At 66.5% G+C, this 25,185-nt stretch carries 20 protein-coding genes and 1 pseudogene; 8 read left to right on the top strand and 13 right to left on the bottom strand.

Translation table 11 applies throughout. The annotated features are described in order from the left end of the window. Nucleotides 1-156 precede the first annotated feature (156 nt). The 3 genes from ACJH6H_RS24385 to ACJH6H_RS24395 all read right to left on the bottom strand — a co-directional run bounded on the left by ACJH6H_RS24385 (nucleotide 157) and on the right by ACJH6H_RS24395 (nucleotide 2,490). The gene (locus ACJH6H_RS24385) at nucleotides 157-852 is read right to left on the bottom strand and encodes a hypothetical protein (protein ID WP_084377652.1); all 696 of its coding nucleotides are present in this window, start codon (nucleotides 850-852) and stop codon (nucleotides 157-159) included. Between the two features lie 46 nt (nucleotides 853-898). Continuing rightward, nucleotides 899-1,582 (bottom strand): MspA family porin, encoded by a 684-nt coding sequence (locus ACJH6H_RS24390; RefSeq protein ID WP_061004163.1) that lies wholly within the window; start codon nucleotides 1,580-1,582, stop codon nucleotides 899-901. A gap of 428 nt (nucleotides 1,583-2,010) precedes the next feature. Continuing rightward, nucleotides 2,011-2,490, bottom strand: a complete 480-nt coding sequence (locus ACJH6H_RS24395) for an MspA family porin (RefSeq protein ID WP_371824528.1) — start codon at nucleotides 2,488-2,490, stop codon at nucleotides 2,011-2,013. A gap of 638 nt (nucleotides 2,491-3,128) precedes the next feature. Here ACJH6H_RS24395 and ACJH6H_RS24400 point away from each other — a divergent pair. After that, entirely contained in the window at nucleotides 3,129-3,644 is a 516-nt protein-coding gene (locus ACJH6H_RS24400) for a hypothetical protein (RefSeq protein WP_406775975.1), read from the top strand. A 98-nt stretch (nucleotides 3,645-3,742) separates the two neighbouring features. Here the strand turns inward: ACJH6H_RS24400 and ACJH6H_RS24405 are convergent. Both ACJH6H_RS24405 and ACJH6H_RS24410 read right to left on the bottom strand, forming a co-directional pair. After that, nucleotides 3,743-3,875 (bottom strand): annotated as a pseudogene (locus tag ACJH6H_RS24405) (IS256 family transposase); the annotation flags it as partial. 210 nt (nucleotides 3,876-4,085) lie between these two features. Then, nucleotides 4,086-5,990 carry a solute carrier family 23 protein gene (locus tag ACJH6H_RS24410; protein ID WP_406775976.1) on the bottom strand — a complete coding sequence of 635 codons (1,905 nt, stop codon included), beginning with the start codon at nucleotides 5,988-5,990 and terminating at the stop codon, nucleotides 4,086-4,088. On the opposite strand from ACJH6H_RS24410, the gene ACJH6H_RS24415 reads away from it, so the two are divergent. Then, nucleotides 5,925-7,331, top strand: coding sequence for an IS1380 family transposase (locus ACJH6H_RS24415; protein ID WP_016341434.1), 1,407 nt, complete (start codon nucleotides 5,925-5,927; stop codon nucleotides 7,329-7,331). The genes ACJH6H_RS24410 and ACJH6H_RS24415 overlap by 66 nt on opposite strands. A 170-nt stretch (nucleotides 7,332-7,501) precedes the next feature. On the opposite strand, the gene ACJH6H_RS24420 is transcribed toward ACJH6H_RS24415, so the two are convergent. From ACJH6H_RS24420 to ACJH6H_RS24430, 3 genes are all read right to left on the bottom strand, one after another. Beyond that, nucleotides 7,502-8,399, bottom strand: a protein-coding gene (locus tag ACJH6H_RS24420) for an IS5 family transposase (protein WP_371824527.1) whose coding sequence is annotated in 2 segments (ribosomal slippage) — nucleotides 7,502-8,054 and nucleotides 8,053-8,399 — 900 coding nt in all. Because the reading frame shifts where the segments join, the coding sequence is not laid out codon by codon here. 46 nt (nucleotides 8,400-8,445) lie between these two features. Then, nucleotides 8,446-8,676 (bottom strand): ATP-binding cassette domain-containing protein, encoded by a 231-nt coding sequence (locus ACJH6H_RS24425; protein WP_406775977.1) that lies wholly within the window; start codon nucleotides 8,674-8,676, stop codon nucleotides 8,446-8,448. Nucleotides 8,677-8,844: 168 nt separating this feature from the next. Continuing rightward, nucleotides 8,845-9,582, bottom strand: coding sequence for an SDR family NAD(P)-dependent oxidoreductase (locus ACJH6H_RS24430; protein WP_406775978.1), 738 nt, complete (start codon nucleotides 9,580-9,582; stop codon nucleotides 8,845-8,847). 126 nt (nucleotides 9,583-9,708) lie between these two features. Between ACJH6H_RS24430 and ACJH6H_RS24435 the strand changes: the two genes are divergently transcribed. Next, nucleotides 9,709-11,490 carry a penicillin-binding transpeptidase domain-containing protein gene (locus ACJH6H_RS24435; protein WP_406775979.1) on the top strand — a complete coding sequence of 594 codons (1,782 nt, stop codon included), beginning with the start codon at nucleotides 9,709-9,711 and terminating at the stop codon, nucleotides 11,488-11,490. Between the two features lie 48 nt (nucleotides 11,491-11,538). Next, on the top strand, nucleotides 11,539-13,902 hold the full coding sequence (locus tag ACJH6H_RS24440; protein WP_406775980.1) for a YbhN family protein: 2,364 nt from the start codon (nucleotides 11,539-11,541) through the stop codon (nucleotides 13,900-13,902). Between the two features lie 152 nt (nucleotides 13,903-14,054). On the opposite strand, the gene ACJH6H_RS24445 is transcribed toward ACJH6H_RS24440, so the two are convergent. Then, nucleotides 14,055-14,699, bottom strand: a complete 645-nt coding sequence (locus ACJH6H_RS24445; protein ID WP_406775981.1) for a DUF305 domain-containing protein — start codon at nucleotides 14,697-14,699, stop codon at nucleotides 14,055-14,057. A gap of 47 nt (nucleotides 14,700-14,746) precedes the next feature. Then, nucleotides 14,747-15,142: a DUF6153 family protein gene (locus ACJH6H_RS24450; protein WP_406775982.1), complete on the bottom strand. Its 396-nt coding sequence runs from the start codon at nucleotides 15,140-15,142 to the stop codon at nucleotides 14,747-14,749. A gap of 207 nt (nucleotides 15,143-15,349) precedes the next feature. Between ACJH6H_RS24450 and ACJH6H_RS24455 the strand changes: the two genes are divergently transcribed. The 4 genes from ACJH6H_RS24455 to ACJH6H_RS24470 all read left to right on the top strand — a co-directional run bounded on the left by ACJH6H_RS24455 (nucleotide 15,350) and on the right by ACJH6H_RS24470 (nucleotide 22,926). Then, nucleotides 15,350-17,173 (top strand): fatty acyl-AMP ligase, encoded by a 1,824-nt coding sequence (locus ACJH6H_RS24455; protein WP_406775983.1) that lies wholly within the window; start codon nucleotides 15,350-15,352, stop codon nucleotides 17,171-17,173. A gap of 190 nt (nucleotides 17,174-17,363) precedes the next feature. Continuing rightward, the gene (locus ACJH6H_RS24460) at nucleotides 17,364-19,175 is read left to right on the top strand and encodes a sulfatase-like hydrolase/transferase (RefSeq protein WP_406775984.1); all 1,812 of its coding nucleotides are present in this window, start codon (nucleotides 17,364-17,366) and stop codon (nucleotides 19,173-19,175) included. 69 nt (nucleotides 19,176-19,244) lie between these two features. Further along, a complete protein-coding gene (locus tag ACJH6H_RS24465) occupies nucleotides 19,245-20,861 on the top strand; it encodes a peptide chain release factor 3 (protein ID WP_212812424.1) in 1,617 nt (538 codons plus the stop codon). Nucleotides 20,862-20,937: 76 nt separating this feature from the next. Continuing rightward, the gene (locus ACJH6H_RS24470; protein WP_406775985.1) at nucleotides 20,938-22,926 is read left to right on the top strand and encodes an OPT family oligopeptide transporter; all 1,989 of its coding nucleotides are present in this window, start codon (nucleotides 20,938-20,940) and stop codon (nucleotides 22,924-22,926) included. Nucleotides 22,927-23,077: 151 nt separating this feature from the next. On the opposite strand, the gene ACJH6H_RS24475 is transcribed toward ACJH6H_RS24470, so the two are convergent. The 3 genes from ACJH6H_RS24475 to ACJH6H_RS24485 all read right to left on the bottom strand — a co-directional run bounded on the left by ACJH6H_RS24475 (nucleotide 23,078) and on the right by ACJH6H_RS24485 (nucleotide 24,955). Beyond that, on the bottom strand, nucleotides 23,078-23,461 hold the full coding sequence (locus tag ACJH6H_RS24475; protein WP_212812426.1) for a type II toxin-antitoxin system VapC family toxin: 384 nt from the start codon (nucleotides 23,459-23,461) through the stop codon (nucleotides 23,078-23,080). Further along, on the bottom strand, nucleotides 23,458-23,673 hold the full coding sequence (locus ACJH6H_RS24480; RefSeq protein ID WP_053854134.1) for a hypothetical protein: 216 nt from the start codon (nucleotides 23,671-23,673) through the stop codon (nucleotides 23,458-23,460). Before ACJH6H_RS24480 ends, ACJH6H_RS24475 begins: the two co-directional genes overlap by 4 nt. Nucleotides 23,674-23,749: 76 nt before the next feature. Continuing rightward, nucleotides 23,750-24,955: a hypothetical protein gene (locus tag ACJH6H_RS24485; protein ID WP_406775986.1), complete on the bottom strand. Its 1,206-nt coding sequence runs from the start codon at nucleotides 24,953-24,955 to the stop codon at nucleotides 23,750-23,752. Between the last annotated feature and the right edge of the window lie 230 nt (nucleotides 24,956-25,185).

Here is a 25,185-nt window from a genome sequence, read left to right on the forward strand (position 1 = left end):
CATTTTCGAGAGACCTCGACCTCTATCCCGGCAACGACGCGCCAACCACCTCTACACCCTCATCTGTGAAGAGCCCAATTACCACGCAAAATCCGGGCTAGACCGGCTGATCGAAGCGACCGTCGACGCGGTCCGCGTACCACGGACCGGCGGAGGTTAACCGGCCGGCGGCGGCCCCGGTGGACTTACCGGCGGCGGCCCGGGTGAAACGATCGGCGGTTGATCCGGCAAGACCTGTCCCAGCCCGGCCGGAATCGCAGTACCGGGCGGGGGCGCGGTACCAGGCAGCGGCTCACCGAGCTGATCCAGTGGCATCTGGCCGAGAAGCCCGCCTTTCAGACGGTCGTCGCTATACATCGCACGCAGGCGCCTGAGGTAGTCCAAGCCGGAGATGTCCGCATTCTCGTCGCCCGGCGCCACCCCGAACATCGTTCCCTGGCCGGGCGCTGCGGGATCGACGTTCTGCGGGAGCAGGTAGGCGTTGTTGAACGCGTTGAGGTTCGGCGGCGTGCCTGGGGGGCCGCCCGGTGGCGAGGGAATTGGGTTCTGGCCCAGCATCAAGTCGTTGCCGACGGTCGGGTCGGGCATCTCGGGTAGGCCAAGAGGGCCGGCGGCAGGAGCCCCAATTTGCGCCAATCCCGAAAGCCCACTAGGCCCTAAAGGCGCGCCGATGATCGGTATCGTCGGCCCTTGCGGCGGCGGGACCGGAATCGCCGGATCAGCGGGCGGCGCGGGAGGGTCCGCAGCGGCGGGCGCCGCGTGGGCGACCGCCGCACCGACGGCGAGCGCACCGGCCACCACAATGCTCGCGATCACGTCCTTGGCGACCGCCCCGCGATCTCGGCTACTCATGGCTGGCGTCTCCTTCGGCTCGGATACCCACGCTCCACCTCTGATGTCAGACGGTCTTGGTGACGCCGTAGTAAGCGACGATGTCGTTGGTGTCCGCGGTCGAACTCGTCAATACCGCGAATGACCGCAGGAACGACTGACCGACGCAGCCGTCGATCTTGATGTGAACATCCTTGACGGTGACCCGGGCATCCTGGGCCTTGAACTTCTTCTTGGTCACCGAAACGGTGGTCACCTCGCCCGGCTTGGGCTGGACTTCAAACGTACCGCTGATCGGGAGCGAGGCGCCGGTAGGTACGAGACCCGCGAGCGTCGACCCCGACGTGCCAATGCCGATCTGGCCAGCCAGCCTGACCCTGTCCAGTTCGATGCCGCAGCCGATCTGATAGCCGACCTCCAGCTTTCCGCCGTCCAACGTGGTGTCACCCGAGCCCGTGATCGACCCGGTAAACGTGGCGCCCACGAGGTATTCGCGCGACGACAGCGCGGTAGTCAGCGGCGCCACCGGCAGCTGGGTCTCGTTCAGCGCAGCCACCGTCAACTGCCAGCCGTCCGGGGTCGTGACGATTCCCGGCTGCTCCGACGGGACGGCGCCGGTGTCCGGCGGGGGACCGGCGTTTGCGACGGGTACCGGCGGCGGGTTGGGATCCGGCTCCGCCGCGGCGAGCGGAGCTGTCCCGGTCGAGACCAGCATGCAAACAGCGGCCAGAGTGGCTAAACGATAAAACATTGTGCGGGGGCGCCTCTCGTCGTCGTAATCCAAAGCAACTGTTCCGCCGAATGATCGATGGACCAGGTATCTAAACGGTGAACGGATGAACAACACTTGCCACCCGAAACTATCGAGTGCGCGTCTCTCAAGCTGGTAAGCCATTTCTGAAATGGATTCGCCGGATAACGGCACACGTGAACCATTGGCGCGGCTTGATCGCGCCGCGGCCAGCCGGCGACGCACCGTGACCCGCGGGACCGCTTCGGTCACTGCGCGATTGATCACGTCGGCGGACAGTTCAGGGCGTGACCACGGTGACGGATACGCCGGTGTCGGCGGGAGGCGAACCGGCGCCTCGATCCCTGAACCCACGAGGTCTCGCTGCATGAGCGGCTTTCGCGGCGGCACCAAATCGACGCCGGCACAGCCGCGCTTGCGAAACCGCATCACACGGCCTTGGTGACACCGAGATAGGTGATGACGTCCTCGGTGTTCTCGGTCGAGCTGGTCAACGTCGCGTACGACCGGATGAACGACTGACCGGCACATTGGTCGACGCCAATGCGGAAACCGGTGATCGTGACCCGCGTTTCTTTCCCCTCGAACTCTTTCTCGTCGACCGCAACCGTGGACACGGTGCCGGGACGGAGGTCTATTCTTCCCCGGTATGTGAGGTTCGGAGCGAAGGACGGATCGTTGCCAGCAAACGGTATGCGGATCGAAGGGGTAATACCGGCCCCGACAAGAGTTTCGATAGCATTTTGCGTAATGCCGCAGCCGATCTGATAGCCTGCCTCCAGTTTTCCGCCGTTCAGCTTTGTTTTACCCGAGCCCGTGATCGCCCCGGCGAACGTGCCGCCCACGAGGTATTCGCGCGACGCCAGCGAGGTAGTCAGCGGCGCCACCGGCAGCTGGGTCTCGGCCACCGCGGACACCGTCAAATGCCAACCGTCCGGGGTATCCAAGACCCCCGGTGCCGCGGGCGGGACGGCGCCGTTGTTCGGCGGGGGTGGAGGTGCGGCGTTTCCCGCCGGCTCCACCGCGGGATCCGGGGGCGGTTCGGCCGACGCGAGTGGCGCAACCCCAACCGGGATCAGCATGCAGACGGCGGTCAAGGTGGCAAAACGATTCGGCATGGTCGCGGTGACGCCTCTCGTGGTCCGAATTCAAGGGAACTGTCGCGTCGTATGATTGAGTGGCCGAGTGTCCAAACGGTAAACGGACCGAAAACAGTTCATGCCACATACCCATCGAGAGCGCCTCTGGCTGTCCACAGCATCGAATGGACGCCGCACGGGCACCCAGCGTTGAGCGGCGGTTCATCATTTGGTGAGCTGTAGACTCGACCATTCGATATATACAACCATGCCTTGAACCTGATCATGAGAGCTCTCTGTCGATCACCGCGGCCTCGTATTCGCCTGACTCTGCTGTGGTCTCGCACGGAGAGCCGCTCAATGGCGGTGAGGGCAAGATCAGCTGGTCCGGTGGCGCGGCATCGCCCGCGATCAGGCCGACACGGCAGGAGGAATTGTTGAGGTCATCACATGTTTGCGAGCGCGGGTTGGCCGCGTCTCTCATCGCGTTTGGCATCGGGCTAGCGGTCGTCCCAACCGCATCCGCCGACCCCAACGACGCAGAACAGACGGACACGCCGGCTCCGGGTATGGTAACGGTCCCCGCGCCGACCTCGGACAACGTCAATCCCGCGGCGGCGGTGGCCTGCAAGCAGTTCGCCACAACGCTGAATTTCGCCGCGACCAATTACTCGGGTTTCGCCGACGCCACCGAAGGTACGGACCTTCCCGACTACAGAGATCCGACTGTCAGGAACAGTAACGTGACCGCTCGGACCGCGCTGCGGGAAGCGGCGGCCGCGGCCATGACCGCGGCGGCGACACCGGGTCTGCAGCCCGAGATCGCCGCGCCGATGCGGGCATGGTCAGTGGACGCGACGAAGCTCCTGTTGATCATGGGACTCCGCCGCGGCGGTGACACCCTTGACAATGTGGCCACCGAGCTCAACAACGACGCCTACAACGCCCAAACGGCATGTGCCGCCGCAGGAACGCACGCCTGAGGTTAGCCCCGTCGTCGTCAGAGGAGCTTGAACAAGAACGACTGCGTCCGTTCATGTTTGGGGTGAAGAGCACCTCGCCGAGGCTGCCTCTTCGAGAAGCATAGAGCGTCGGCTTCGACCCATCAGGGCGTGGATGAAAGTTGCCAGCAGCTCGCGCAGCACATCGGGGCGGCAGGCGGTGAGTCGATCAGCCAGCACAGCCGGCCTGTCAATATTGTGGCCAGTGGTCATCGCGTCGATTCCTTTGCTCGAGTGACTTTGGTCGGTCCCTCGACGAATCACGCGATCGCTCCGGCGACCATGCGCCCCGCACCCTCGCCCGAGTTGGCCCGCCGGCCCGCAACCGCATCCCGGCGATCAATCATCCGGGCCGGCGCAGATTCGTGAGACCGATTGGAGACCCCGCTGTCGAGGCCCGAGGGACTTACCCTGTTGGAAGAGTCAGTCGTTCGGCGCGCCGAGGTTTTCGACGTCGCTCTCTGTAATACGCAGTACCCGGCCCGAGGCGATATCGAAGAAGAGCCCCAATGTATCCAATCGCTGCTCTTCCAGAGCGGGACCCACCACGGGATGGACTTTCAAGTTCTGAATTTGCCAAGCGACGTTGACCATTGCCAACTGATCGCAGGCGTCATACCCCTGCCTGGCCGCCGCCCGGCCGACGGGGTGACCGGCGCGGAACGCGTCGAGGCTTGGCAGCGCCTGTTCGATCCATGCCGCGACAGCGGGGGGAATGCCGTCACGATGGCCAGCCTCGGAGAGCAATGCCGTCATCGCTCCGCATCTGGAGTGGCCGCAGATGATCATGGTGTTGACGTTCAACTCGATGATTCCGTACGCCAATGCGGCTTCCATCGACATGTCAGCGGCGTTCGGCTGAACGAGGTTGCCGAGGTTGCGCACGGTGAAAAGGTCACCGGGCCCGCTGGCGGTGATGACATTGGGCACCAAGCGAGCGTCTGCGCAGGTCAGGAACAGAGCGCGCGGTCGCTGCCCGCCGCGCAGCTCGTTGAAATGTTCGCGAAGCAGCGGGGCGTGTCGGCGATGGTAACGCGCGACGCCGTCCAACACCGGGGTGAGCATCGAACCGGTGTCCCCTGGGTGGTGGCCGTGAGAGCGCCAGGGCGATAGGCCGCGGGCTATCGCGCTGTGCGACCGGCGAATCGGCGGCCCTACGGTGGCCGCTGCCATCGCGCTCTCGCCGATTTCGTCGATGCAAACCGAGCCGCCAGCTAGGCGGTGCCGCATACGAGCCCACTCCTCGATGGCCTCGTATGCGGCGTGATCAAGGAAGTCGACTGTGATCTCCACGGTGACCCGGCTGCCACGCGGAATTGAGGCCAGCACGCGCGATAGCCGCGGCAAGGAAAGGAAACTGAGGGCTCCTTCGAGTGTGAGACGCCATTCGTGATGCTCCTCGTCGATCGGTTCGGCATGTACTGAGGCGCGCACCACCCGCCACAACACCACGACGAGGGTGACGGCGACGCCGATGGCGACGCCTTCCAGCAGGTTCAGGAACAGAACTCCGGTGACTGTGATCGCATAAACAGCCAGGTCGCCGGTACGCCAGGCCAGCCGGATGTGTGCCAACTTGACCAACTGGATACCGATCACGATCAGCAACCCGGCCAGGGCGGCCTTCGGAATTTGTTGCACCAGACCGGCCAGCAACACGGAAAACAGCAGCACCCACACGCCGTGCAAAATCGACGAAGCCTGCGTGCGTGCACCGGCCGCCACGTTGGTTGCGCTGCGGACGATCACGCCGGTTACCGGCAGCCCGCCGAGCATCCCCGACACCATATTGGCCGCGCCCTGACCGATGAGCTCGCGGTTCAGATCGGCTTTCGGGCCGTTGTGCATCTTGTCGACCGCAACTGCCGAAAGTAAGCTTTCCACGCTGGCGATCAACGCGATGGTCAACACAGCCAGTACAAACGGCACCCAGGTGCCGTGCGGCAGAGTCGGCAAGCCGATCGCGTCGAGGATCGAACCGTTGAGTTCGATTCTGTCGGCGTTCAGCGGCGGCACGAACGATATCGCCGTCGCGGCGACGATTGCGACTAGCGGCCCGGGAAGTATTTGTAGCCGAGCCGGGCTTCGTTTCCAGCTCAGCATGATCGCGACGACAATGAGCCCTACAACGATGTCGCTTAGCCCGGATTTTTCGTGGAATGTTGACTGTGGGGGTGTGTAGATAAGCGAAAGTGCCTGTCCTGCAAGGAATAATTGGACTTCTCTACGGTTCAAAAACCCTGACGGGAAGGCACTTCGCAGGTGAAGAATATCGCGGCGGCATCGCCGGTGAAAGTTTCCGCCGACGGCCATGGCGTTGTGTCGCATGCCGGGATGGGCATGCTGCGTGAGCTTGCCGACCGGACCGGCTTATCGGCGCAGGTCACGGCCGCGTTGGCCGACACCTACCGCGGCCCGTGGGTGTATGCGCCTGGGGAGGTGTTCGCTGATCTGGCGGCCGCGGTCGCCGACGGCGCGGACTGCATCGACGCGGTCGGTCAGCTGTGCGGTGACCGGGAGCACGTCCTGGGGGCCAAGGCCTCAACGACCACCATGTGGCGGCTGATCGATGAGCGGATCGATGCCGCGCATCTACCCGGGGTGCGCGCAGCCCGAGCCGCGGCGCGGGCAGCGGCCTGGGCTGTCGGAGCCGCCCCCACCACCGGCGGCTGGCTGCATATCGACATCGATGCCACGCTGGTGATCGATCACTCCGACAACAAGGCCGGGGCTGCGCCGACCTGGAAGAAAACGTTCGGGCTGCACCCGCTGCTGGCGTTTCTGGACCGCCCCGACATCGCCGGCGGCGAAGCCCTGGCCGGGTTGCTGCGCAACGGTAACGCCGGCTCCAACACCGCCTCCGACCACATCATCGTCCTGCACCAGGCTTTGGCATCGCTGCCAGCGGCGTGGCGGCCCAACCCCGACGATCCCGACAACCCCGAGGCCCCGAAGGTGTTGGTGCGCTGCGATACCGCCGGATCCACCCACAAATTCGCCGCAGCGTGCCGGGCCGCCGGGGCCGGGTTCTCCTTCGGGTACCCCGTCGATACCCGCGTCCAGGACGCCGTGGACACCCTCAACCTCGGCGATTGCTGGTATCCAGCGATCGACACCGACGGCGGGATCCGCGACGGCGCGTGGGTCGCTGAAGCCACCGACCTGGTCAACCTGGCCTCCTGGCCCGAAGGGACCCGGCTGATCCTGCGTAAAGAACGCCCCCACCCCGGCGCGCAGTTGCGGTTCACCGACGCCGACGGCATGCGGGTCACCGCGTTCATCACCGACACACCACCGGGTGTCGTACCCGGTCAGGTCGCCGGTCTGGAACTACGGCACCGCCAGCACGCCCGCGTCGAGGACCGTATCCGCGAACTCAAAGCCACCGGGCTGCGTAACCTGCCCTGCCACTCCTTCTGGGCCAATGCTGCCTGGCTCGAAATCGTCCTGGCCGCCGCTGACCTGGTCACCTGGACCCGCCTCATCGGGTTCGCCAGCGATCGCGCTCTGGCCCGCGTCGAGATCACCACGTTCCGCTACCGGGTCCTGCACGTGGCCGCCCGTATCACCCGCGGCGCCCGCCAACTGCGGCTACGCATCGATGCCACCTGGCGCTGGGCGGCGGCGATCGCCGCCGCCTGGCACCGCGTCCGCACCGCCTTCGGATAACACCCCACCCCATCGGACCCATCAACGATGAAGGACCCACAGGCCCCAGGAAAGCCCGCCCCACCCGGCGACACGGGACAGCACCTCTACGCCACCACACGAAAACCACTACCCAACAACACAACTCGGCATCACACCGAACCCACACCAATTACCACGCAAAATCCGGGCTAGGGCGTGTCCGATAAATGGGGCAGCCAGAGTGTGACCGCTCGTAGGACTGCCGCGGCACGGTAGACGATGGCCAGCTTGTCGTAGCGGGTGGCCAGTGCGCGCCATTGCTTGACGTCGTTGAAGTTGCGTTCAACCACGTTGCGGCCCTTGTAATCCTCGGCATCGAAGGCCGGTGGCCGACCGCCGGCCGAGCCCCGGCGTTTGCGGTTGGCGATCTGATCGGACGGTTCCGGGATCACTGCACCGATGCCGCGTCGCCGCAACAGCGCGCGGGTGGCGCGACTCGAATAGGCCTTATCTGCGCGGACGCGATCGGGGCGGGTGCGGGGCCGTCCGCCGCCGGGGCGGTCAACTTTCAGGTGGGCGAGCAAATGCTCGAACACCGGGCCGTCGTGGGATTGGCCTGCGCCCACGAGCACCACCAAGGGCCGTCCTCGGCCGTCGACGAGATGGTGGATCTTGCTGGTCAACCCGCCGCGGGAGCGGCCAATGCCGTGGTCAGGCGGCTCGATCGCCAGATTCGTGTAATTCGACCCAGCCCCCTGTGTCACGGGTGAGGTTCGTGGCGTGCTGGTGTGCTCGGGCGATCGTGGAATCAACTGCCACCGCCCAATCGATCATCCCGGCCTCATCAGCGGCTGCCAGCAACCGGGCCAACACCACATCCCACGTACCGTCAGCGCTCATCCGACGATGCCACGTCCAGATGCTCTGCCACGGACCGAACACCTCCGGCACGTCACGCCAGGCAATGCCACATCGGTATCGGTAGATGATGCCCTCAACCATCGACCGAGCATCCTGAAAAGGCCTGCCCCGCTTACCCGTCCGGACCGGAAGCAAATCTTCGATCAACGACCACTGGGCATCGGAAAGCAACTGGAACCGCGACACCCTACGAGTCTCAGGTACCACGCCTGAAATTTTTGTCAGACACGCCCTAGTCACCTTCGATGAACTGCCGCATCACCCCGACGCCCCTGGATCGGGCGATCGAGCCCTCCTCGGGCTCGACCTCCCCAAGCGCGATTTTCAGTAGTGCCGACTTGCCCGCACCGTTGGCGCCGATCAGTGCGACACGTTCCCCTTCGCCGACCCACAACGAGACATTGTTGAGAAGCGGACGGCCAGGTAGGCCGTAGCTGATCCTTGACAGATCGAGATGAGCCACACACCAACCCTATGAGCCATCGCAAAAGGTTTTTCGCGGCGCTGAGCGCGTCGACGTTCATTGTTGGACTTCCAGCCGACCTGAAAGTCCTTCGCCCCGATCATGTTTGGGAAGATCGGTAACACGACGCCAATTCGACTGCACCGGTTCACTTTTCATCGCAAGCCCCTAAGCGTGCCGCGACGTCACTCCCCCGTCGACGACGATCTGCGTCCCGGTGATGAACGACGCCTTCGGCGACAAGAGGAACGCGACGGCCGCGCCGATCTCCTCGGGCTGCCCCAGCCGGCCCAGCGGCGCCGCCGACAGGAACGCGTTCTTCACCTCAGGAACAGCCAACGCGTCGGCGAGCATCGGGGTTTCGATGAAGCCCGGGCACACCGCGTTGACGCGAATTCCCAACGGCCCCAACTGACCTGCCATCGACCGGGTCAGCCCGAGCAGCCCGGCCTTCGACGCGCAGTACGCCGGGATGAACGGATTGCCAACCAGCCCTTCGATACTCGAAATCCCCACAATCGTCGGCGCGGCGCCACCGGCAATGGCCTTCTCGAAATGTGGCAGCAGCAGTTGGGACAGCAGCGCTTGCGCACGCAGGTTCACGTCGACGACGGCATCCCACGATTCAACAGTGAACATCCCGACCGGCTCTGGCAGCACCCGGCCCGCGGCATGCACCAGCCCGTCGATGCCGTCCATCGCCGCGGCGGCCTGCTCGACGGCGGCGGCCATCGAGTCGGTGTCACTCACGTCGACGACGACGCCGTGCGCCCCGAGTGACTCCGCGACAGCGACCACTTCCGGCGAGATGTCGAACAGCGACACCGCGCGACCGTCGGCGATCAACGCCTTGGCCGACGCCAGGCCGATACCGGATGCACCACCGGTCACCACCACACCGCTCATGTCACACCTTTCAATACGCTCCGCTACGTAGCGGAATACCGAACGGCTCGGACACTACGCGATACCGGCCCGCCCCAGCGTTTCAACGCCGGAATTCATAGCCACTCATGGTTGGCTCGAAGGGTCATGACGAAACGTACTGCGCTGCTGCTGACCTGCACGCTGCTCCTCGGCTCCACGGGATGCTCGATCTTCGGCGGCCCGGAACCCGAGGATGCCTTCAACGCGTTTGCTGATGCGTTGCACCGCAAGGACTCCGGCGCCGCCGCCAAAGACACCACCGATGCCGGCGCGTCGGAGCCGGCCATCAAGTCCATGTTCGACGGCATGGGCAAAAACGCCACGCTCGACGTCAAGGCCACGCCCGGCGACGGCGACAACAAGTCGACCGCCAAGCTCGCCTACACCTGGTCGTTCGGACCCGGACGCGAATTCAGTTACGACACAACAGCAATCGCCACCAAGGTCGGCGACGACTGGAAAATCCGCTGGGCCCCGGCGCTTTTGCATGCCAAGCTCCGGCAGGGCGGGACGTTCCAGTTCAGCGAAGACAAAGCGCTGCTGACGCCTGTCGTCGACCGCAACGGCCAACCCCTGCTGAACTGGCAGACCGTCGGCGTCATCACCCTCAGCCGCGACCACCTCGACTCCGCCGCGGCACTGGCCCCGGTGGTTGCCCGGTTCGACGAGACGATCACCGGCGACTCGATCACCAATGAGTTCAACGGAAATCAGGACGACCGTGTCACCGTCGTCAAGCTCCGGGAGACGGACCTCGCCCAGGTCGCCGACGAGCTCACCCAGATTCCCGGCGTCACCGTCACCAAGCAGGGCGCACTGCTGACCGTCGACCCGAACCTGCACTCGCCGGCCATCAGCGGACTGCCCGAGGTCTGGCAGAAGGCCATCGACGCGACCGCCGGCTGGTCCGTGGATCTGGTCGACGAGCAAGGGCAGCCTACCGACGAGCTCGCGAACAACGCCCCGGCGGACACCAAACCCGTCCGCACCACCCTGGACCCGCGCCTGCAGCTCCTCGCGCAGCACGCGGTGGCCACCGATCCCCACCCGACCGTGCTCGTCGCCATCGCCCCCAGCACCGGCGCCATCCTCGCGGCAGCCCAGAACGACGCGGCCAACGCGCAGGGACCCATCGCCTTCACCGGCCTCTACCCGCCAGGGTCGACGTTCAAGACCGTCACCACCGCGGCCGCCCTCGAGAAGGGGCTCGCCAAGGCCGACTCCCCCGAGCCCTGCCCCGGCACGGTGACGATCGAGAACCGCACCATCCCCAACGAGGACAAGTTCGACCTCGGCACCGTCCCGCTCGAGCAGGCCTTCGCGCATTCCTGCAACACCACCATGGGCGCGCTCGCCGACAAGCTGCCCGCCGACGCGCTGCCCAACACCGCCAAGAACCTCGGCATCGGCGTCGACTTCGTCATCCCCGGCATCACGACCGTGACGGGCAAGGTGCCCAACGCCGACACCCCGGCGCAGCGCGTCGAGAACGGCATCGGCCAGGGCACCGTCACCGTCAGCCCGTTTGGATTGGCGGTCGCCGAGGCAAGCCTCGCGCACGGGTCGACCATCACGCCCACGCTGCTGCCCGGCCAGCAGACCACCGCCAGCGCCCCGTCGACCCCGATCGACCAGCCGACGGCCGACGCCCTGCGCGCCATGATGCGGCTGACCGTCACCGACGGCACCGCGTCCGCACTCAAGGACATCGACGGCCTCGGCGGGAAGACCGGGACCGCGGAATTCGGCGACAACACCCACTCGCACGGCTGGTTCGCGGGCATCGTCGGCGACCTCGCGTTCGCGACGCTGGTGGTCGGCGGAGATTCGTCGGCGCCCGCGGTCGCCGTCAGCGGGGACTTCCTGCGTGCCGCGCTGGCCGGGTAACGGCGTGCCAATTTCGCCAACGGGCCCCGCACTTGGGATTCTTGGCTGATGCGGGTTGACGGACGCGAGGTCGCGGTCTCGGGCAGCCTGCTGCAACCGATCACCCGCCGGACCAACGACATCCTGCGACTGGTGGCCGCGACGGCGTTCCTGATCACCGTCGTCACCAGCTCGCTGATCACCCGCAACGACTGGGTCCGGCTGGAACGGTCGGTGTCCCGGATCGTCGGCGTGCTCACACCGACGCAGTCGAATCTGGTCTACATCGCGTACGCCATCGCGATCCTGGCGCTGCCCTTCGTGATCCTGCTGAGCCTGCTGGTCACGCGGCAGTGGAAGCTGCTCGGTCCGTACGCCGCAGCCGGGCTGCTGGCGGTGCTGGTTCTGTCCATCAACTCCAAAGGCATCGCGGCACCGAAGTGGCATTTCGACCTTTCCGACCGCCTCAACACCGTCTTCTCCCAGTTCCTCGACGACCCACGCTGGATTGCGCTGCTGGCCGCGGTGCTGACGGTGTCGGGCCCGTGGCAGCCCGCCCGGCTGCGCCGCTGGTGGTGGACGCTGCTGCTGGCGTTCGTGCCGATCCACCTCGTGGTCAGCGCCATCGTGCCGGCGCGGTCGCTGCTCGGCCTGGCCGTGGGGTGGTTCGTCGGCGCGCTGGTGGTGCTGGTCAGCGGCACCCCGGCGCTGGAGGTTCCGCTGGCGGGCGGGGTCCAGGCGCTGGCCCGCCGCCAGTTCGAGGTGTCGGCGCTGACGGTCATCCGGCCGGCCGGCACCGGGCCCCTGGTGCTCAGCGCCGACTCGGCCGACGGCACGCGCGCCGTCGTCGAACTGTACGGACCGAACCAGCGCGTGGGCGGCGCGATGAGCCAGCTCTGGCGCAAGATCACCCTGCGCAACGACGAGACCGCTCCCCTGCAGACCTCGATGCGCCGCGCCGTCGAGCACCGCGCGCTCATGACCATCGCGGTCGGCGACCTCGACCTGGCCAACACCCGGACCATCGCGCTCGCGGCCCTCGACCGCGGCTGGACGATGTTCGCGCACACCCCGGCAAGCGGCGTGCCGCTGACCAACGAGACGCCCGTCGCCGACGTGTGGCACGCGCTGGGCGCGCTGCACCACCATCAGATCTCGCACGGCGACCTGCGCGCGGCGGAACTCACGGTCGACGGCCGCACGGTCCTGTTCGGCGGTTTGGGCAACTCCGAGTACGGCGCGTCCGACGTGCAGCTGCAATCGGACGTGGCACAGCTGCTGGTGACGACGACCGCCATGTACGGCGCCGAGGAGGCCGTCGCCGCCGCCATCGAGCAGTTCGGCGAGGACACCGTGCTGACCGCGTCGCGCCGGCTGACGAAGTCGGCGATGCCGCTGCGGCTGCGGGAGTCGATACCCGATTCCCGCGCCGTGATCACCGCGGCCCGCGACGAGGTGAAGCACCAGACCGGCGCCGACCGCATCCAGACCGAGACCATCACCCGCTTCACCCGCAACCAGGTCATCCAGCTGGTCCTGCTCATCGCGCTGGTGTACGTCGCCTACCCGTTCATCAGCACGGTGCCGACGTTCTTCTCCGAACTGCGGTCCGCCAACTGGTGGTGGGCACTGCTCGGCCTCGGGGTGTCGGCGCTGACGTATGTCGGTGCGGCGGCGGCGCTGTGGGCCAGCGCCTCGGAGTCGGTGAGTTTCAAGAACCTGACCATCATGCAGGTGGCCAACACCTTCGCCGCGACGACGACGCCCGCCGGCGTCGGCGGCCTGGCGCTCAGCACGAGGTTCCTGCAGAAGGCCGGGCTCGGCGCCTTGCGTGCGACGGCCGCCGTCGCGCTGCAGCAGTCGGTTCAGGTGCTCACGCACGTGGCGCTGCTGATCTTCTTCAGCGCCGCCGCCGGCGCATCGGCCGATCTGTCGCACTTCGTCCCGTCCTCGACGGTCCTGTATCTGATCGCCGGTGCGGCCCTGGGTGTGGTCGGCACGTTCATGTTGGTGCCCCGGGCCCGGCATTGGCTCGGCACCTCGGTGCGGCCGCGGCTGACCGAGGTGTGGGCCGACCTGGTCAACCTCGCCCGCGAGCCGCGCCGCCTCGGGCTGATCGTCTTGGGCTGTGCCGCAACGACTTTGGGTGCCGCGCTGGCACTGTGGGCGAGCGTCGAGGCCTTCGGCGGGTCGACGTCGTTCGTGACGGTGTGCGTCGTCACGATGATCGGTGGGACGCTCGCGTCAGCCGCCCCGACCCCCGGCGGCGTCGGCGCCGTGGAGGCCGCGTTGATCGGTGGTCTGGCCGCGTTCGGCCTCCCCGCCGCCGTCGCGGTGCCGTCGGTACTGCTCTACCGGGTGCTGACGTGCTGGCTGCCGGTGTTCATCGGCTGGCCCGTCATGCGGTGGCTGACGGAGAAGGACATGATCTAGGCCCTTGCGGCGTGTCGCGATCGGCGTGTCGGGCGGCCTTGTGACACATGCGATCTGGAGGCGTCAACTTTCCCTGACTGGGCCAGGGAAAGTTGACGCTTCCCAGCGAAAGGTGCCGAGGCCGAAACCGGCTAGTGGCCCCGGCACCGCCGTCACATCTTGGCGAGCATGCCGTTCATCGTGGCGATCTCGGCCTGCTGTGCCGTGACGATCGACTGAGCCATGGCCTTGGCGTCGGCGTTGGTGCCGTTCTTCAGCTCGTCGTTGGCCATGGTGATGGCGCCCTGGTGATGCTCGACCATCATCTGCAGCCACATCTTGTCGAACGCCGCGCCGGACAGGCCCGTCAGTTCGGTCATCTGCTGCGGGGTCATCAGGCCCGGCATCGAGTGGCTCATCGTGGCCGACGGCGCGGGCTTGCCAAAGCCGGCCAGCAGCGTCGTCATCTGCTGCATCTCGGGGGCCTGGGCCTTCTCGATGGCCGCGGCGAGATCCTTGACCTGCTGGTTCTGCGAGCGGGTCGGCACCAGCTTGGCCATCTCGACGGCTTGGGCGTGGTGCGGGTACATCATCTGCAGGAACATGACGTCGGCGTCGTTGAAGTTGGCGGCCGGCGCAGCGCTGGTACTGGAACCCGACATCCCCGGCATCGAGTGCCCGGGCATGTCGTGGCCCGACATCGGCATGGACGAGGTGGTGGCGGACACCGTCGAGGCCTGCTCGTTCGGCGGGCTACAGGCCGCGAGTGCGATGGCAGCAGCGGTTCCGGCGATGGCGATAGATGCGATTCTGAACATGGTTGAACTCCTTGAAGATTGGAAGGGTTGACGCGGGGCGCGGCCCATCAGATTCGAAGGAGCGACAGTTCCGCGAGAGTCAGCACCGTCCACGGCGGGGCTCTTTGCCTGCGCCGCAACGCCTGTCGAATGCGCGCCTGCACGTTCTGCTCGGGCGCGACGCCGAGCCAGTACAGCAAAGCCAGACCCAGGATGGTCAGCAGCTCGGTCATGACGAAGACACAGGCGTGAAACCCGTTGTGTCCGTTGCAGTCGCAGGCATCCGACAAGGACGTTTGCACCACCGGGGCGCTCGCGTGCTGATGGACGGCCGCCTGCGGATGATGCGACGGAGCGTGCGCGGACGTGACGACCAGCGAATGCATGCCGATGATGCCGGCGATCAAAACCAAGAGACCGACAACCCACCAGCCGACGTGGCGGCGCGTGCTGCGATGCGTCACGTCGGCCTCCGGTTCGGGTATCGGTACGAAAAACATAGTACCCGAGGGGGGTATATCAACGGGAATAAATTGCGTGGCCATGGGCCACCGGACAGCGATCACGTGTCCCCGGAGCCGGTGGGCCACGTCACATCGTCATTCCCCCAGTGGCGACTTTCATAATTGTCTGACTCGTCGGTTATTTAGATTCGCTATTAGTGTCGACATATGGGTCGGGAAGCCTTGAGTCACAGCATTATTGGGGCGGCGGAATCGCTGAACCAATACGTTCAGCCGGACGGCAGGATCGTCATACCTGACGGCATCACGCTGACGTCGTTCCTGGAACGCAACCGCGCGGCGATGGGCGACAGCCCGTCGTACCGGTTCATCGACTACGCGCACAATCCCGACGGCGAGATCGTCGAACTCAGCTGGAACGGCCTGTGGGCTCAGGTCAACGCCGTCGCGGCCCGGCTCCAGCAGGTCACCGCGCCCCGCGACCGGGTGGCGATCCTCGCGCCGCAGGGCGTCGACTACGTCGCGGCGTTCTTCGCGGCCGTGCACGCCGGAAACATCGCCGTCCCGCTGTTCGCGCCGGCGCTCTCCGGGCACGCCGAGCGCCTCGCCGCGGTGCTGGCCGACGCCAAGCCATCGGTGGTGCTGACCACCACCGCGGCCGCCGAAGCGGTCCGCACGTTCATCAAGACGCTGCCCGCCGCGCAGCGCCCGCGGGTGATCGCTGTCGACGCGGTGCCGGACACCCTCGCCGAGATGTACCTCGCCCCGGACTCCCGCACCGACGATGTTGCGTACCTGCAGTACACCTCGGGCTCGACGCGCACCCCCGCCGGCGTGGAGATCACGCATCGGAACGTGTGCACCAACGTCATTCAGATGATCCTGGCCGGCGGCCTGGACACCGACATCCGCAGCGTCAGCTGGCTGCCGCTGTATCACGACATGGGCCTGATCATGATCATGTTCCCCGCGCTGTGCGGCGGCCAGATCAGCCTGATGGACCCCATGGCGTTCGTCCGCCGGCCCTACCGGTGGATCCGGCGCCTCGCCGACGAGGCCGCCCACGGCCGGACTTTCGCGGCCGCACCCAATTTCGCCTTCGAACTGTGCGCGCAGCGCGGCCTCCCGCCGGCCGGCGAGGCGCTCGACCTCAGCAATGTGGTCACGCTGCTCAACGGCTCGGAGCCGGTGACGCTGCCGTCCATCGAGCAGTTCATGGAAGCGTTCACGCCGTACGGGCTGCCCGAGACGGTGGTCAAGCCCTCGTACGGCATGGCCGAGGCCACGCTGTCGGTCGCCAGCATCGGCGCGGACGAAAAGCCGTGCGCCACATATCTGGACCGTGCCGAGCTCGCGGCGGGCCGGGCCGTCGTCGTGGGCCGGCACGCCGACGGTGCGGTGCCCCACGTCTCGTGCGGGCAGGCCATCCCCGACCAGTGGGTGGCGATCGTGACGCCCGACGGCGACGAGGCCGCCGACGGCGTCGTCGGCGAAATCTGGTTGCACGGCAACAACATCGGCCGGGGTTACTTCGGCCGGCCCGAGGAGTCTGAGCGGGTGTTCGGCAACAAGCTGCAGACCCGTCAGACCGTCAGCCACGCCGACGGCGCCGAGGACAACGCATTGTGGTTGGCCACAGGCGATCTGGGCGTTTACGTCGGCGGCGAACTGTTCGTCACCGGCCGCATCAAGGATCTCGTCATCGTCGACGGGCGCAACCACTACCCGCAGGACATCGAGGCCACGGTCAGCCGCGCCTCCTCGGCCGTGCGCTCCGGCTACGTGACAGCCTTTGCTGTTCCTGGTGATTCGGGTGAACAACTGGTCGTGATCGCCGAGCGCGCGGTGGGTGCCGGGCGGGCCGAATTGGAGCCGGTGGCCGAGGCGGTGCGGGCCGCCGTGGCGCGCCATCACCAGGTGCGCGTCGCCGAGGTGCGACTCGTTGCGGCCGGCCGTATCCCGCGTACGACGTCGGGAAAGCTGGCCCGCAGCGCCGCGCGCGCGGAGTTTCTCGCCGGTCAATTCGACTAGCGAGCGGCGCGCCGGGCACTGTTGCGGCACTTCCGATTTGGGGCCACGGCAGCCCACTGGGACACGAGTCATCAGAGTTAACAGAACGTTATTTGTCGATCGCGCCAATTTGCGGCGCCGTGGTCGCCGCTCGTGTTGGATGACGGGGTAGCCCTCGAGTAGGGCCCATTCCGCCGATGGGAGCACCGAGATGACGGAGCAGCGCCCCGACATCGTCATCCTCATGACCGACGAAGAACGCGCCATCCCGCCGTACGAAACCGACGATGTCCTGGACTGGCGTCACCGGACCCTCACGGGCCGGCGGTGGTTCGACGAGAACGGCGTGCGTTTCACGCGGCACTACACCGGTTCCCTGGCGTGTGCGCCCAGCCGGCCGACGCTCTTCACGGGCCAGTACCCCGACCTGCACGGCGTAACGCAGACCGACGGTCTCGGTAAGCGGTACGACGATTCGCGGCTGCGGTGGCTGCGCCAGGGCGAGGTACCGACGCTGGGCAACTGGCTGCGCGCTGCCGGGTACGACACGCATTACGACGGCAAGTGGCACATCTCGCACGCCGACCTCGAGGACCCCAAGACCGGCAAGCCGCTCGCCACCAACGATGCCGACGGTGTCGTCGATCCCGTGGCGGTGCAGGCCTACCTCGACGCCGACCCGCTGGGGCCCTACGGCTTCTCCGGCTGGGTGGGACCGGAGCCGCACGGAGCGGCCATGTCCAACAGCGGTTTTCGGCGGGACCCGTTGGTGGCCGAGCGCGTCGTCGCCTGGCTCGACGACCGTTACGCGCGGCGGCGCGCCGGCGACCCGGAGGCGCTGCGGCCGTTCCTGCTGGTGGCCAGCTTCGTCAATCCCCATGACATCGTGCTGTTCCCGGCCTGGGTCCGCCGCAGCCCGCTGCTCGACTATCCCGTTCTCGAGCCGCCGCACGTTCCCGCGGCGCCGACCGCAACGGAAGATCTGACCGACAAGCCGGCCGCGCAGGCCGCCTTCCGTGAGGCCTACTACTCCGGCTACGGCCCGGCCGCGGTCATCGAACGCACCTACCGCCGCAACGCGCAGCAGTACCGCGACCTCTACTACCGCCTGCACGCCGAAGTCGACGGCCCGCTGGACCGGGTGCGCCGCGCCGTCACCGAGAACGGTTCCGAAAACGCCGTACTGGTGCGGACTTCCGATCACGGCGACCTGCTGGGCGCGCACGGCGGGCTGCACCAGAAGTGGTTCAACCTGTACGACGAGGCGACGCGTGTTCCGTTCGTCATCGCCCGCATCGGCGCCGACGCGACCACCGCCCGCGAAGTCAACGCACCGACATCACACGTCGACCTGGTGCCGACGCTGCTCGGCGCGGCCGGCATCGACATCGCCGCGACCGCCGAAACCCTCGCCGCGTCGTTCACCGAGGTGCATCCCCTCCCCGGCCGCGACCTCATGCCAGTGGTGAATGGTGCTGCGGCCGAACAGGATCGGACCATCTACCTGATGACGCGCGACAACATCCTCGAGGGCGACACCGGGGCATCGGGCGCGGCACAGGCCATCGGCGCCAACACCAATCCGCCAGCGCTGCTGCGCATCAAGGTGCCCGCAAACGTCGCGGCCAACTTCGAAGGGCTGGTCTCGCGCGTCACCAACGCCGAGGCGGCCGGCGGCGCCGGGCACCTGTGGAAGCTGGTCCGCACCTTCGACGATCCGGCGACCTGGACCGAACCGGGTGTGCGCCACCTGGCCGCCAACAGCCGCGGCGGCGACACGTACCGCACCGACCCGCTCGACGACCAGTGGGAGCTCTACGACCTGACTGCCGACCCGATCGAGGCGTCCAACCGCTGGGGCGATCCCAGCCTGCACGAGCTGCGGCGGCACCTGCGGACGCAGCTCAAGCTGGTCCGCACGGCGTCGGTACCGGAGCGCAACGATCCGTGGCCGTATGTGAGCCGGCGGCCGCCGGAGCCGGGCAGCGCCGTCCGCCGATTGCTGTGCCGGTTCCGCCCGTAGGCAAAACCTGCAGGTCACGCCGTCGCGATTACAGGTTTTGCCTGGTCGGCCAATAGCATGTCTGGTGCCATGACCGACACCGCCCCCGCCACCGATACCCGCTCCGCCGGCCGGGTGGCCGCCGAAGCCGCCCGTCGCCGCACATTCGCCGTCATCAGTCACCCTGACGCCGGTAAATCGACGCTGACCGAGGCGCTGGCCCTGCACGCCCGGGTGATCAGCGAGGCGGGCGCGATCCACGGCAAGGCGGGCCGCAAGTCCACGGTGTCGGACTGGATGGAGATGGAGAAGGCCCGCGGCATCTCGATCACCTCGACGGCGCTGCAGTTCCCGTACCGCGACTGCGTCATCAACCTGCTCGACACCCCCGGCCACGCCGACTTCTCCGAGGACACCTACCGGGTGCTGACGGCCGTCGACTGCGCCGTGATGCTCATCGACGCCGCGAAAGGCCTTGAGCCGCAAACCCTGAAGCTGTTCCAGGTGTGTAAGCACCGCGGCATCCCGATCATCACGGTGATCAACAAGTGGGACCGCCCGGGCCGGCACGCGCTGGAGCTGATGGACGAGATCCACGAGCGCATCGGGCTGCGGACGACGCCGCTGACCTGGCCGGTGGGCATCGCCGGCGATTTCAAGGGTGTGATGGATCGCCGCAAGGGCCACTACATCCGCTTCACCCGCACCGCCGGTGGCGCCACCGCCGCGCCCGAGGAGCACATCCCCGCCGACAAGGCGCACGACGCCGCCGAGGGTGACTGGGACACCGCCGTCGAAGAGTCCGAACTGCTGTCGATGGACGGCTCGGACTACGACCGCGAGACCTTCCTGTCCGGCGAGTCCTCCCCCGTGCTGTTCACCTCGGCCGCGCTGAACTTCGGCGTCAACCAGCTGCTGGACGTGCTGGTCGACCTGGCGCCCTCCCCTGGCGCGATCCGCGATGTCGCGGGTGAGCCGCGCCCGGTGGATTCGCCGTTCAGCGCGTTCGTGTTCAAGGTGCAGGCCGGTATGGACACCTCGCACCGCGACCGCATCGCCTACGCGCGGGTGTGCTCGGGCACGTTCGAGCGCGGCGATGTGCTGACCCACGCCGGGACCGGCAAGCCCTTCGTGACCAAGTACGCGCAGTCGGTGTTCGGCCAGCAGCGCTCCACACTGGACGACGCCTGGCCCGGCGACGTGATCGGCCTGGCCAACGCGGCGGCGCTGCGCCCCGGCGACACGCTGTATCGCGATGTGCCCGTGGAGTTTCCGCCGATTCCGAGCTTCTCCCCCGAGTACTTCTCCGTGGTCCGCGGCAAGGATCCGAGCAAGCACAAGCAGTTCCGCAAGGGCATCGAGCAGCTCGATCAAGAAGGTGTCGTGCAGGTGCTGCGCTCGGACAAGCGCGGTGAGCAGGCGCCCGTCTTCGCGGCCGTCGGCCCCATGCAGTTCGAGGTCGCCGCGCACCGCATGGCGACCGAGATCGGCGCGGCCATCTCGCTCGAGTCGCTGCCGTACCAGGTGGCGCGGGTCGTCGAGCCCGAGGACGCCGAGTTCATGAGCAAGCAGGTCTCCTGCGAGGTGCTGACCCGCACCGACGGCGTCATGCTCGTGCTGTTCTCGACACCGTGGCGCCTCGAAGGGTTCCAGCGGGACAACCCGTCCATCAAGCTCCGGTCGTTGGTGGCGGCGGCCGAAAGCTGACGCGCCCCTCTCGAAGGTGGGCACACCGCGACGCTCAGCGCTTACGGTGTAGAGCACCCAAGAGAGAGGACGAGAGTTGGCCACCGCCACTCCAGCGACCCCCGCCACCCCGACGCTGCGCGAACTGACGGTCCGCGGCATCCTGCTCGGCGGTGTCATCACGCTCGTGTTCACCGCCGCCAACGTCTACCTCGGACTCAAGGTCGGCCTGACGTTCGCCACTGCCATCCCTGCCGCGGTGATCTCGATGGCGGTGCTGCGCAGCTTCGCCAACCACTCGATCGTCGAGAACAACATCGTGCAGACCGTCGCGTCGGCGGCCGGCACGCTGTCGGCGATCATCTTCGTGCTGCCCGGGCTGATCATGGTCGGCTGGTGGACCGGTTTTCCCTACTGGACCACCGTCGCCGTGTGCGCCGTCGGCGGCACGCTCGGCGTCATGTACTCGATCCCGCTGCGCCGGGCCCTGGTCACCGGAACCGACCTGCCCTACCCCGAAGGCGTCGCCGCCGCCGAGGTACTCAAGGTCGGTGACGGCACCGAAGGCGTGGAGGCCAACCGCACCGGGCTGAAGGTCATCACGTTCGGTTCGGTCGTGTCGGCCGTTTTCGGGCTGCTCGCCAATATGAAGGTGCTCGCCAATTCCGTTACCGCATATACCCGTATCGGCGCGGGCGGCACGATGTTCACCGCCGGCCTGTCGATGGCGATGATCGGCGTCGGGCACCTGATCGGCATGACCGTCGGCATCGCGATGCTCGTCGGTCTCGTCATCTCGTACGGGGTGCTGCTGCCCATCCGCACCGACGGCGCGCTCACCGGTAGCGAACCGATCGGCGACATCATCGACGGCATCTTCGTGCACGAGGTGCGGTTCGTCGGCGCGGGAGCCATTGCCGTCGCGGCGATCTGGACGCTGCTGAAGATCCTGCGCCCCATCGTCAAGGGCGTCACCGCTGCGCTGGGGTCGGCACGTGACCGGCGGCAGGGCCAGGTCGTCGAGCTCACCGAGCGCGACATCCCCTTCCCCATGGTCGTCGGCACCGTCGTGGTGATGCTGCTGCCGATCGCCGTGCTGCTGTGGGATTTCAGTCGCGGAACTGTGCTGCAGGGGCATTCGGCCGCGATCATCGCGGCGAGCCTGGTGTTCATCTTCGTCATCGGGCTGGTCATCGCCTCGGTGTGCGGGTACATGGCCGGGCTGATCGGTTCGTCGAACAGCCCGATATCCGGCGTCGGCATCCTGACGGTCCTCATCGCCGCGGTGCTGATCAAGGTGGTCTTCGGGCGGGCCGACGCCGGCCAGTCGACCGCGCTCGTGGCGTTCACGTTGTTCGCCGCCGCCATCACGTTCGGTGTCGCGACCATCTCCAACGACAACCTGCAGGACCTCAAGACCGGCCAGCTGGTCGGAGCGACACCGTGGAAACAGCAGGTGGCGTTGGTGATTGGCGTGGCGTTCGGGTCGGCGATCATTCCGCCGGTCCTCAACCTGATGCAGCGGGCGTTCGGTTTCCTCGGCGCGCCCGGGGCCGGCGATCATGCCCTTGCCGCGCCGCAGGCCGCACTGATCTCGTCGTTGGCCAAGGGCGTGTTCGGCGGGTCGCTGAACTGGGGGCTCATCGGGCTGGGTGCCGTGATCGGTGTCGTCGCCATTCTCGTCGACGAGACCCTCACCCGCACATCACGTTTCGCGCTGCCGCCGCTGGCCGTCGGAATGGGCATGTACCTGCCGATGAGCCTGACGCTGATCATTCCGCTGGGTGCTGTTCTCGGCTACTTCTATAACCGCTGGGCCGACCGGACCGGCGGCGACGTCGAGCGCAAGAAGCGGATCGGCGTGCTGCTGGCGACGGGCATGATCGTTGGTGAGAGCCTTTACGGCGTCGTCTTTGCCGGGTTCGTGGCCGGGACTGGTTCCGACGAGCCCTTTGCGCTGTTCTCTGGTTTCGGCGGGTCCCTTCCTGAAGTGATCGGCGTCGTGGCCTTTGCGGCCGTGCTGGCGTGGATGTACAAGCGGACGCGCGTCATTGCGGGGAGCGAGCCGGTGGCAGTTGAACGCTGAGTCGCTTGGCTGCCGCTGATTTCGTGGTGCCTGCGCGTGCCGCGAGGGCGGGACGCCTCTCCCGACATGTTCGACTTGGAGCCGTCAAGGATCCTTGACGGCTCCAAATCGCATGTGCTGCAACACTGTCAACGCTGAGAGGATGCTTCTCCTAGCGCGGGACGACAGTGATGGCGCATCGTGGGCCATTCGCTCCTGACAGCCGAGCATCCGCGGTCACCAGAGCGCAGTCCAGGTTCTCAGCGAGGGCGACGTACATCGCGTCGTAGGCCGTCACAGCCTCACGAAGTTCCCAAATGCGTTCCAGGAGAGGTGGAGCGGCGTAGCGGATCAGCCCGAGCCCGCTCCAGACATTCAAAGCCTGCCGGCCCTCCGCAGAGGTAAGCCGACCGGACGCCACTTGCCGGCGCAAGACACTGGCCACCTCCGCATCCACCAAGTGCGGCGCGTGAATCGATTCGGCAGCGAGTAGTCGACGTGCTTGACCATCGTGCAGAAGCCCAGAGACTGCCGCCGACGCATCGACGACAATCACCGGCGTTCGGACTCCAACTGCTTGACGATGGTCTCGGTCGGGATATCCAGATCGGGCAGCGTGGCCAGCAATGCGGCATTGTCGACTCGACGAGTCGCGGCATCGAGTTCACGGATCGCGACGGCTGTCACCGAGGTGCTCGCTGCACGCGCCATCCGTTCGAGTCGATCCATGACGTCATCAGGGACGTTACGGAGGTGCAGAGTCCGCATACGACCACTGTACCCAGATTGCATGCTTCTCGCTTGCAATCTGCTAGCAACCCGTCCGAGCTGACTTGAGGAGCCATCAGCCCACATCGTCGTACCCCCAGAACTCTCGCGCCTCGCTCATAAGTTCGTGCCGGTAGCTCGGCCTCAGCTCATCGATCACAGCAAGCGTCCGTGACGTCAGCTCGTCGCCAATCCCACTCTGCGCGTGCGCATATGGGATGAACGCACGTAGCAGGTCAGGAACGTCCAGCGCCACCTCCAATGGCGTGCCGTCGTCGTAGTAGGACGGGTTGCGCAACACGTCTCGGACACGTGTTTCGCTCCACCGCAGCGGGTCTTCCGAGCCGGTCTCGAAAAGCTCCAGCAGCTGCTCCCGGTAGCCGGGGCCGTTGAACGGAGCAGACGAACTGCTGACGAAGAACGACTCGCACAGCTGCACGGCGGAAGCCCAATCCATGGACGGTGTGCGGCCCTCACCGCCTTCCGGGAGCCGACTGATCAGCCACCTGACCAGCGGTCGGTTTGGCATCCACGTATTGGCATCTCCCGCGAATACTGGCTTCTTGAAAGCACCTTCGATCCACGCCCTCGCGTCGGCGAGGTCCATTTCGACAACAGACTCGGAACCCGGTTCCGCAATCCGTGCAAGCACTTCGTCGATCAGCTCCGGCACAATGGCGATGTCGGTGACGCCCGAGAACCGATTGTGGTCGACCCGCACGACCACAGTCAGCCCATGACCACCGACTAGTCGAGCACCAATGGCAATCTCATCGACATCACCGAAGGCATCACTTCGGCGGACAGCCCGGTGCACGTTGACCTGCGACAGTGAGTGGATCCATCCCGGCAGGTGCTCGTGGCGCTGTGCGAGTTCCGCTCGACATTCGAATTGCAGAGCTGGGTCGTCGACCAGAAGCTCCGCGATTACAGCGAGTAAGGCAGTGACCGGCCGGTTGCGTGTCGACATAAGGCCGGTCAACAGGCGATACAGCTTTTCGCCGTCCGGCCTGCTGGCATCGAGCGAAGTGAGGTTGAGGTTCCCTACGTTGATCGCGCGGCTGGCCATGCTGACGAGATAGACCGGATGCTGATCGACCCTGGGCCGCACTATTTCTGTCAGCTGTCCGGTTGCATCGTTCAGCTGCCCGATTACATCTTTCAGCTGTCCGGTTACATTTTTCAGCCGTCGGTCGAGAGCATTCCCGGCCTTGCGTTTCTTCGCTCGCCGCACATCGCGTCGAGCCTGTTTGAGGCTCCGTAAACGTCGTTTGTCGGTCATGTCGCGGACGCTACGCCCGGGCTACGACAAGTACGCCGCGGCCGCTTTCGCCCTCCGTTTAACCCACGGACGTACATCACGTGACATCATGGCAAACAAGCTCGCGTGCGTCCGCCACGACCGGCGACGCGGCGGATAGTGACAACCGTGGACGCTGTAATTCACCCGAACACCGCGTCAAGGGTTCCGCCCCCACACCCGGTGTCATCGAATGCCGCTGAACAGCACGG

The sequence above is a fragment of the Mycobacterium sp. SMC-21 genome (genome assembly GCF_045310825.1).
Taxonomy (GTDB): Bacteria; Actinomycetota; Actinomycetes; order Mycobacteriales; family Mycobacteriaceae; genus Mycobacterium.

Coding starts and splice junctions, on each gene's coding strand:
- ACJH6H_RS24385 (WP_084377652.1), bottom strand. CDS start 852: ATGAGTAGCCGAGATCGCGGGGCGGTCGCCAAGGACGTGATCGCGAGC.
- ACJH6H_RS24390 (WP_061004163.1), bottom strand. CDS start 1,582: ATGTTTTATCGTTTAGCCACTCTGGCCGCTGTTTGCATGCTGGTCTCG.
- ACJH6H_RS24410 (WP_406775976.1), bottom strand. CDS start 5,990: ATGCGACACAACGCCATGGCCGTCGGCGGAAACTTTCACCGGCGATGC.
- ACJH6H_RS24430 (WP_406775978.1), bottom strand. CDS start 9,582: ATGAGCGGTGTGGTGGTGACCGGTGGTGCATCCGGTATCGGCCTGGCG.
- ACJH6H_RS24435 (WP_406775979.1), top strand. CDS start 9,709: ATGACGAAACGTACTGCGCTGCTGCTGACCTGCACGCTGCTCCTCGGC.
- ACJH6H_RS24440 (WP_406775980.1), top strand. CDS start 11,539: ATGCGGGTTGACGGACGCGAGGTCGCGGTCTCGGGCAGCCTGCTGCAA.
- ACJH6H_RS24445 (WP_406775981.1), bottom strand. CDS start 14,699: ATGTTCAGAATCGCATCTATCGCCATCGCCGGAACCGCTGCTGCCATC.
- ACJH6H_RS24455 (WP_406775983.1), top strand. CDS start 15,350: ATGGGTCGGGAAGCCTTGAGTCACAGCATTATTGGGGCGGCGGAATCG.
- ACJH6H_RS24460 (WP_406775984.1), top strand. CDS start 17,364: ATGACGGAGCAGCGCCCCGACATCGTCATCCTCATGACCGACGAAGAA.
- ACJH6H_RS24465 (WP_212812424.1), top strand. CDS start 19,245: ATGACCGACACCGCCCCCGCCACCGATACCCGCTCCGCCGGCCGGGTG.
- ACJH6H_RS24480 (WP_053854134.1), bottom strand. CDS start 23,673: ATGCGGACTCTGCACCTCCGTAACGTCCCTGATGACGTCATGGATCGA.
- ACJH6H_RS24485 (WP_406775986.1), bottom strand. CDS start 24,955: ATGACCGACAAACGACGTTTACGGAGCCTCAAACAGGCTCGACGCGAT.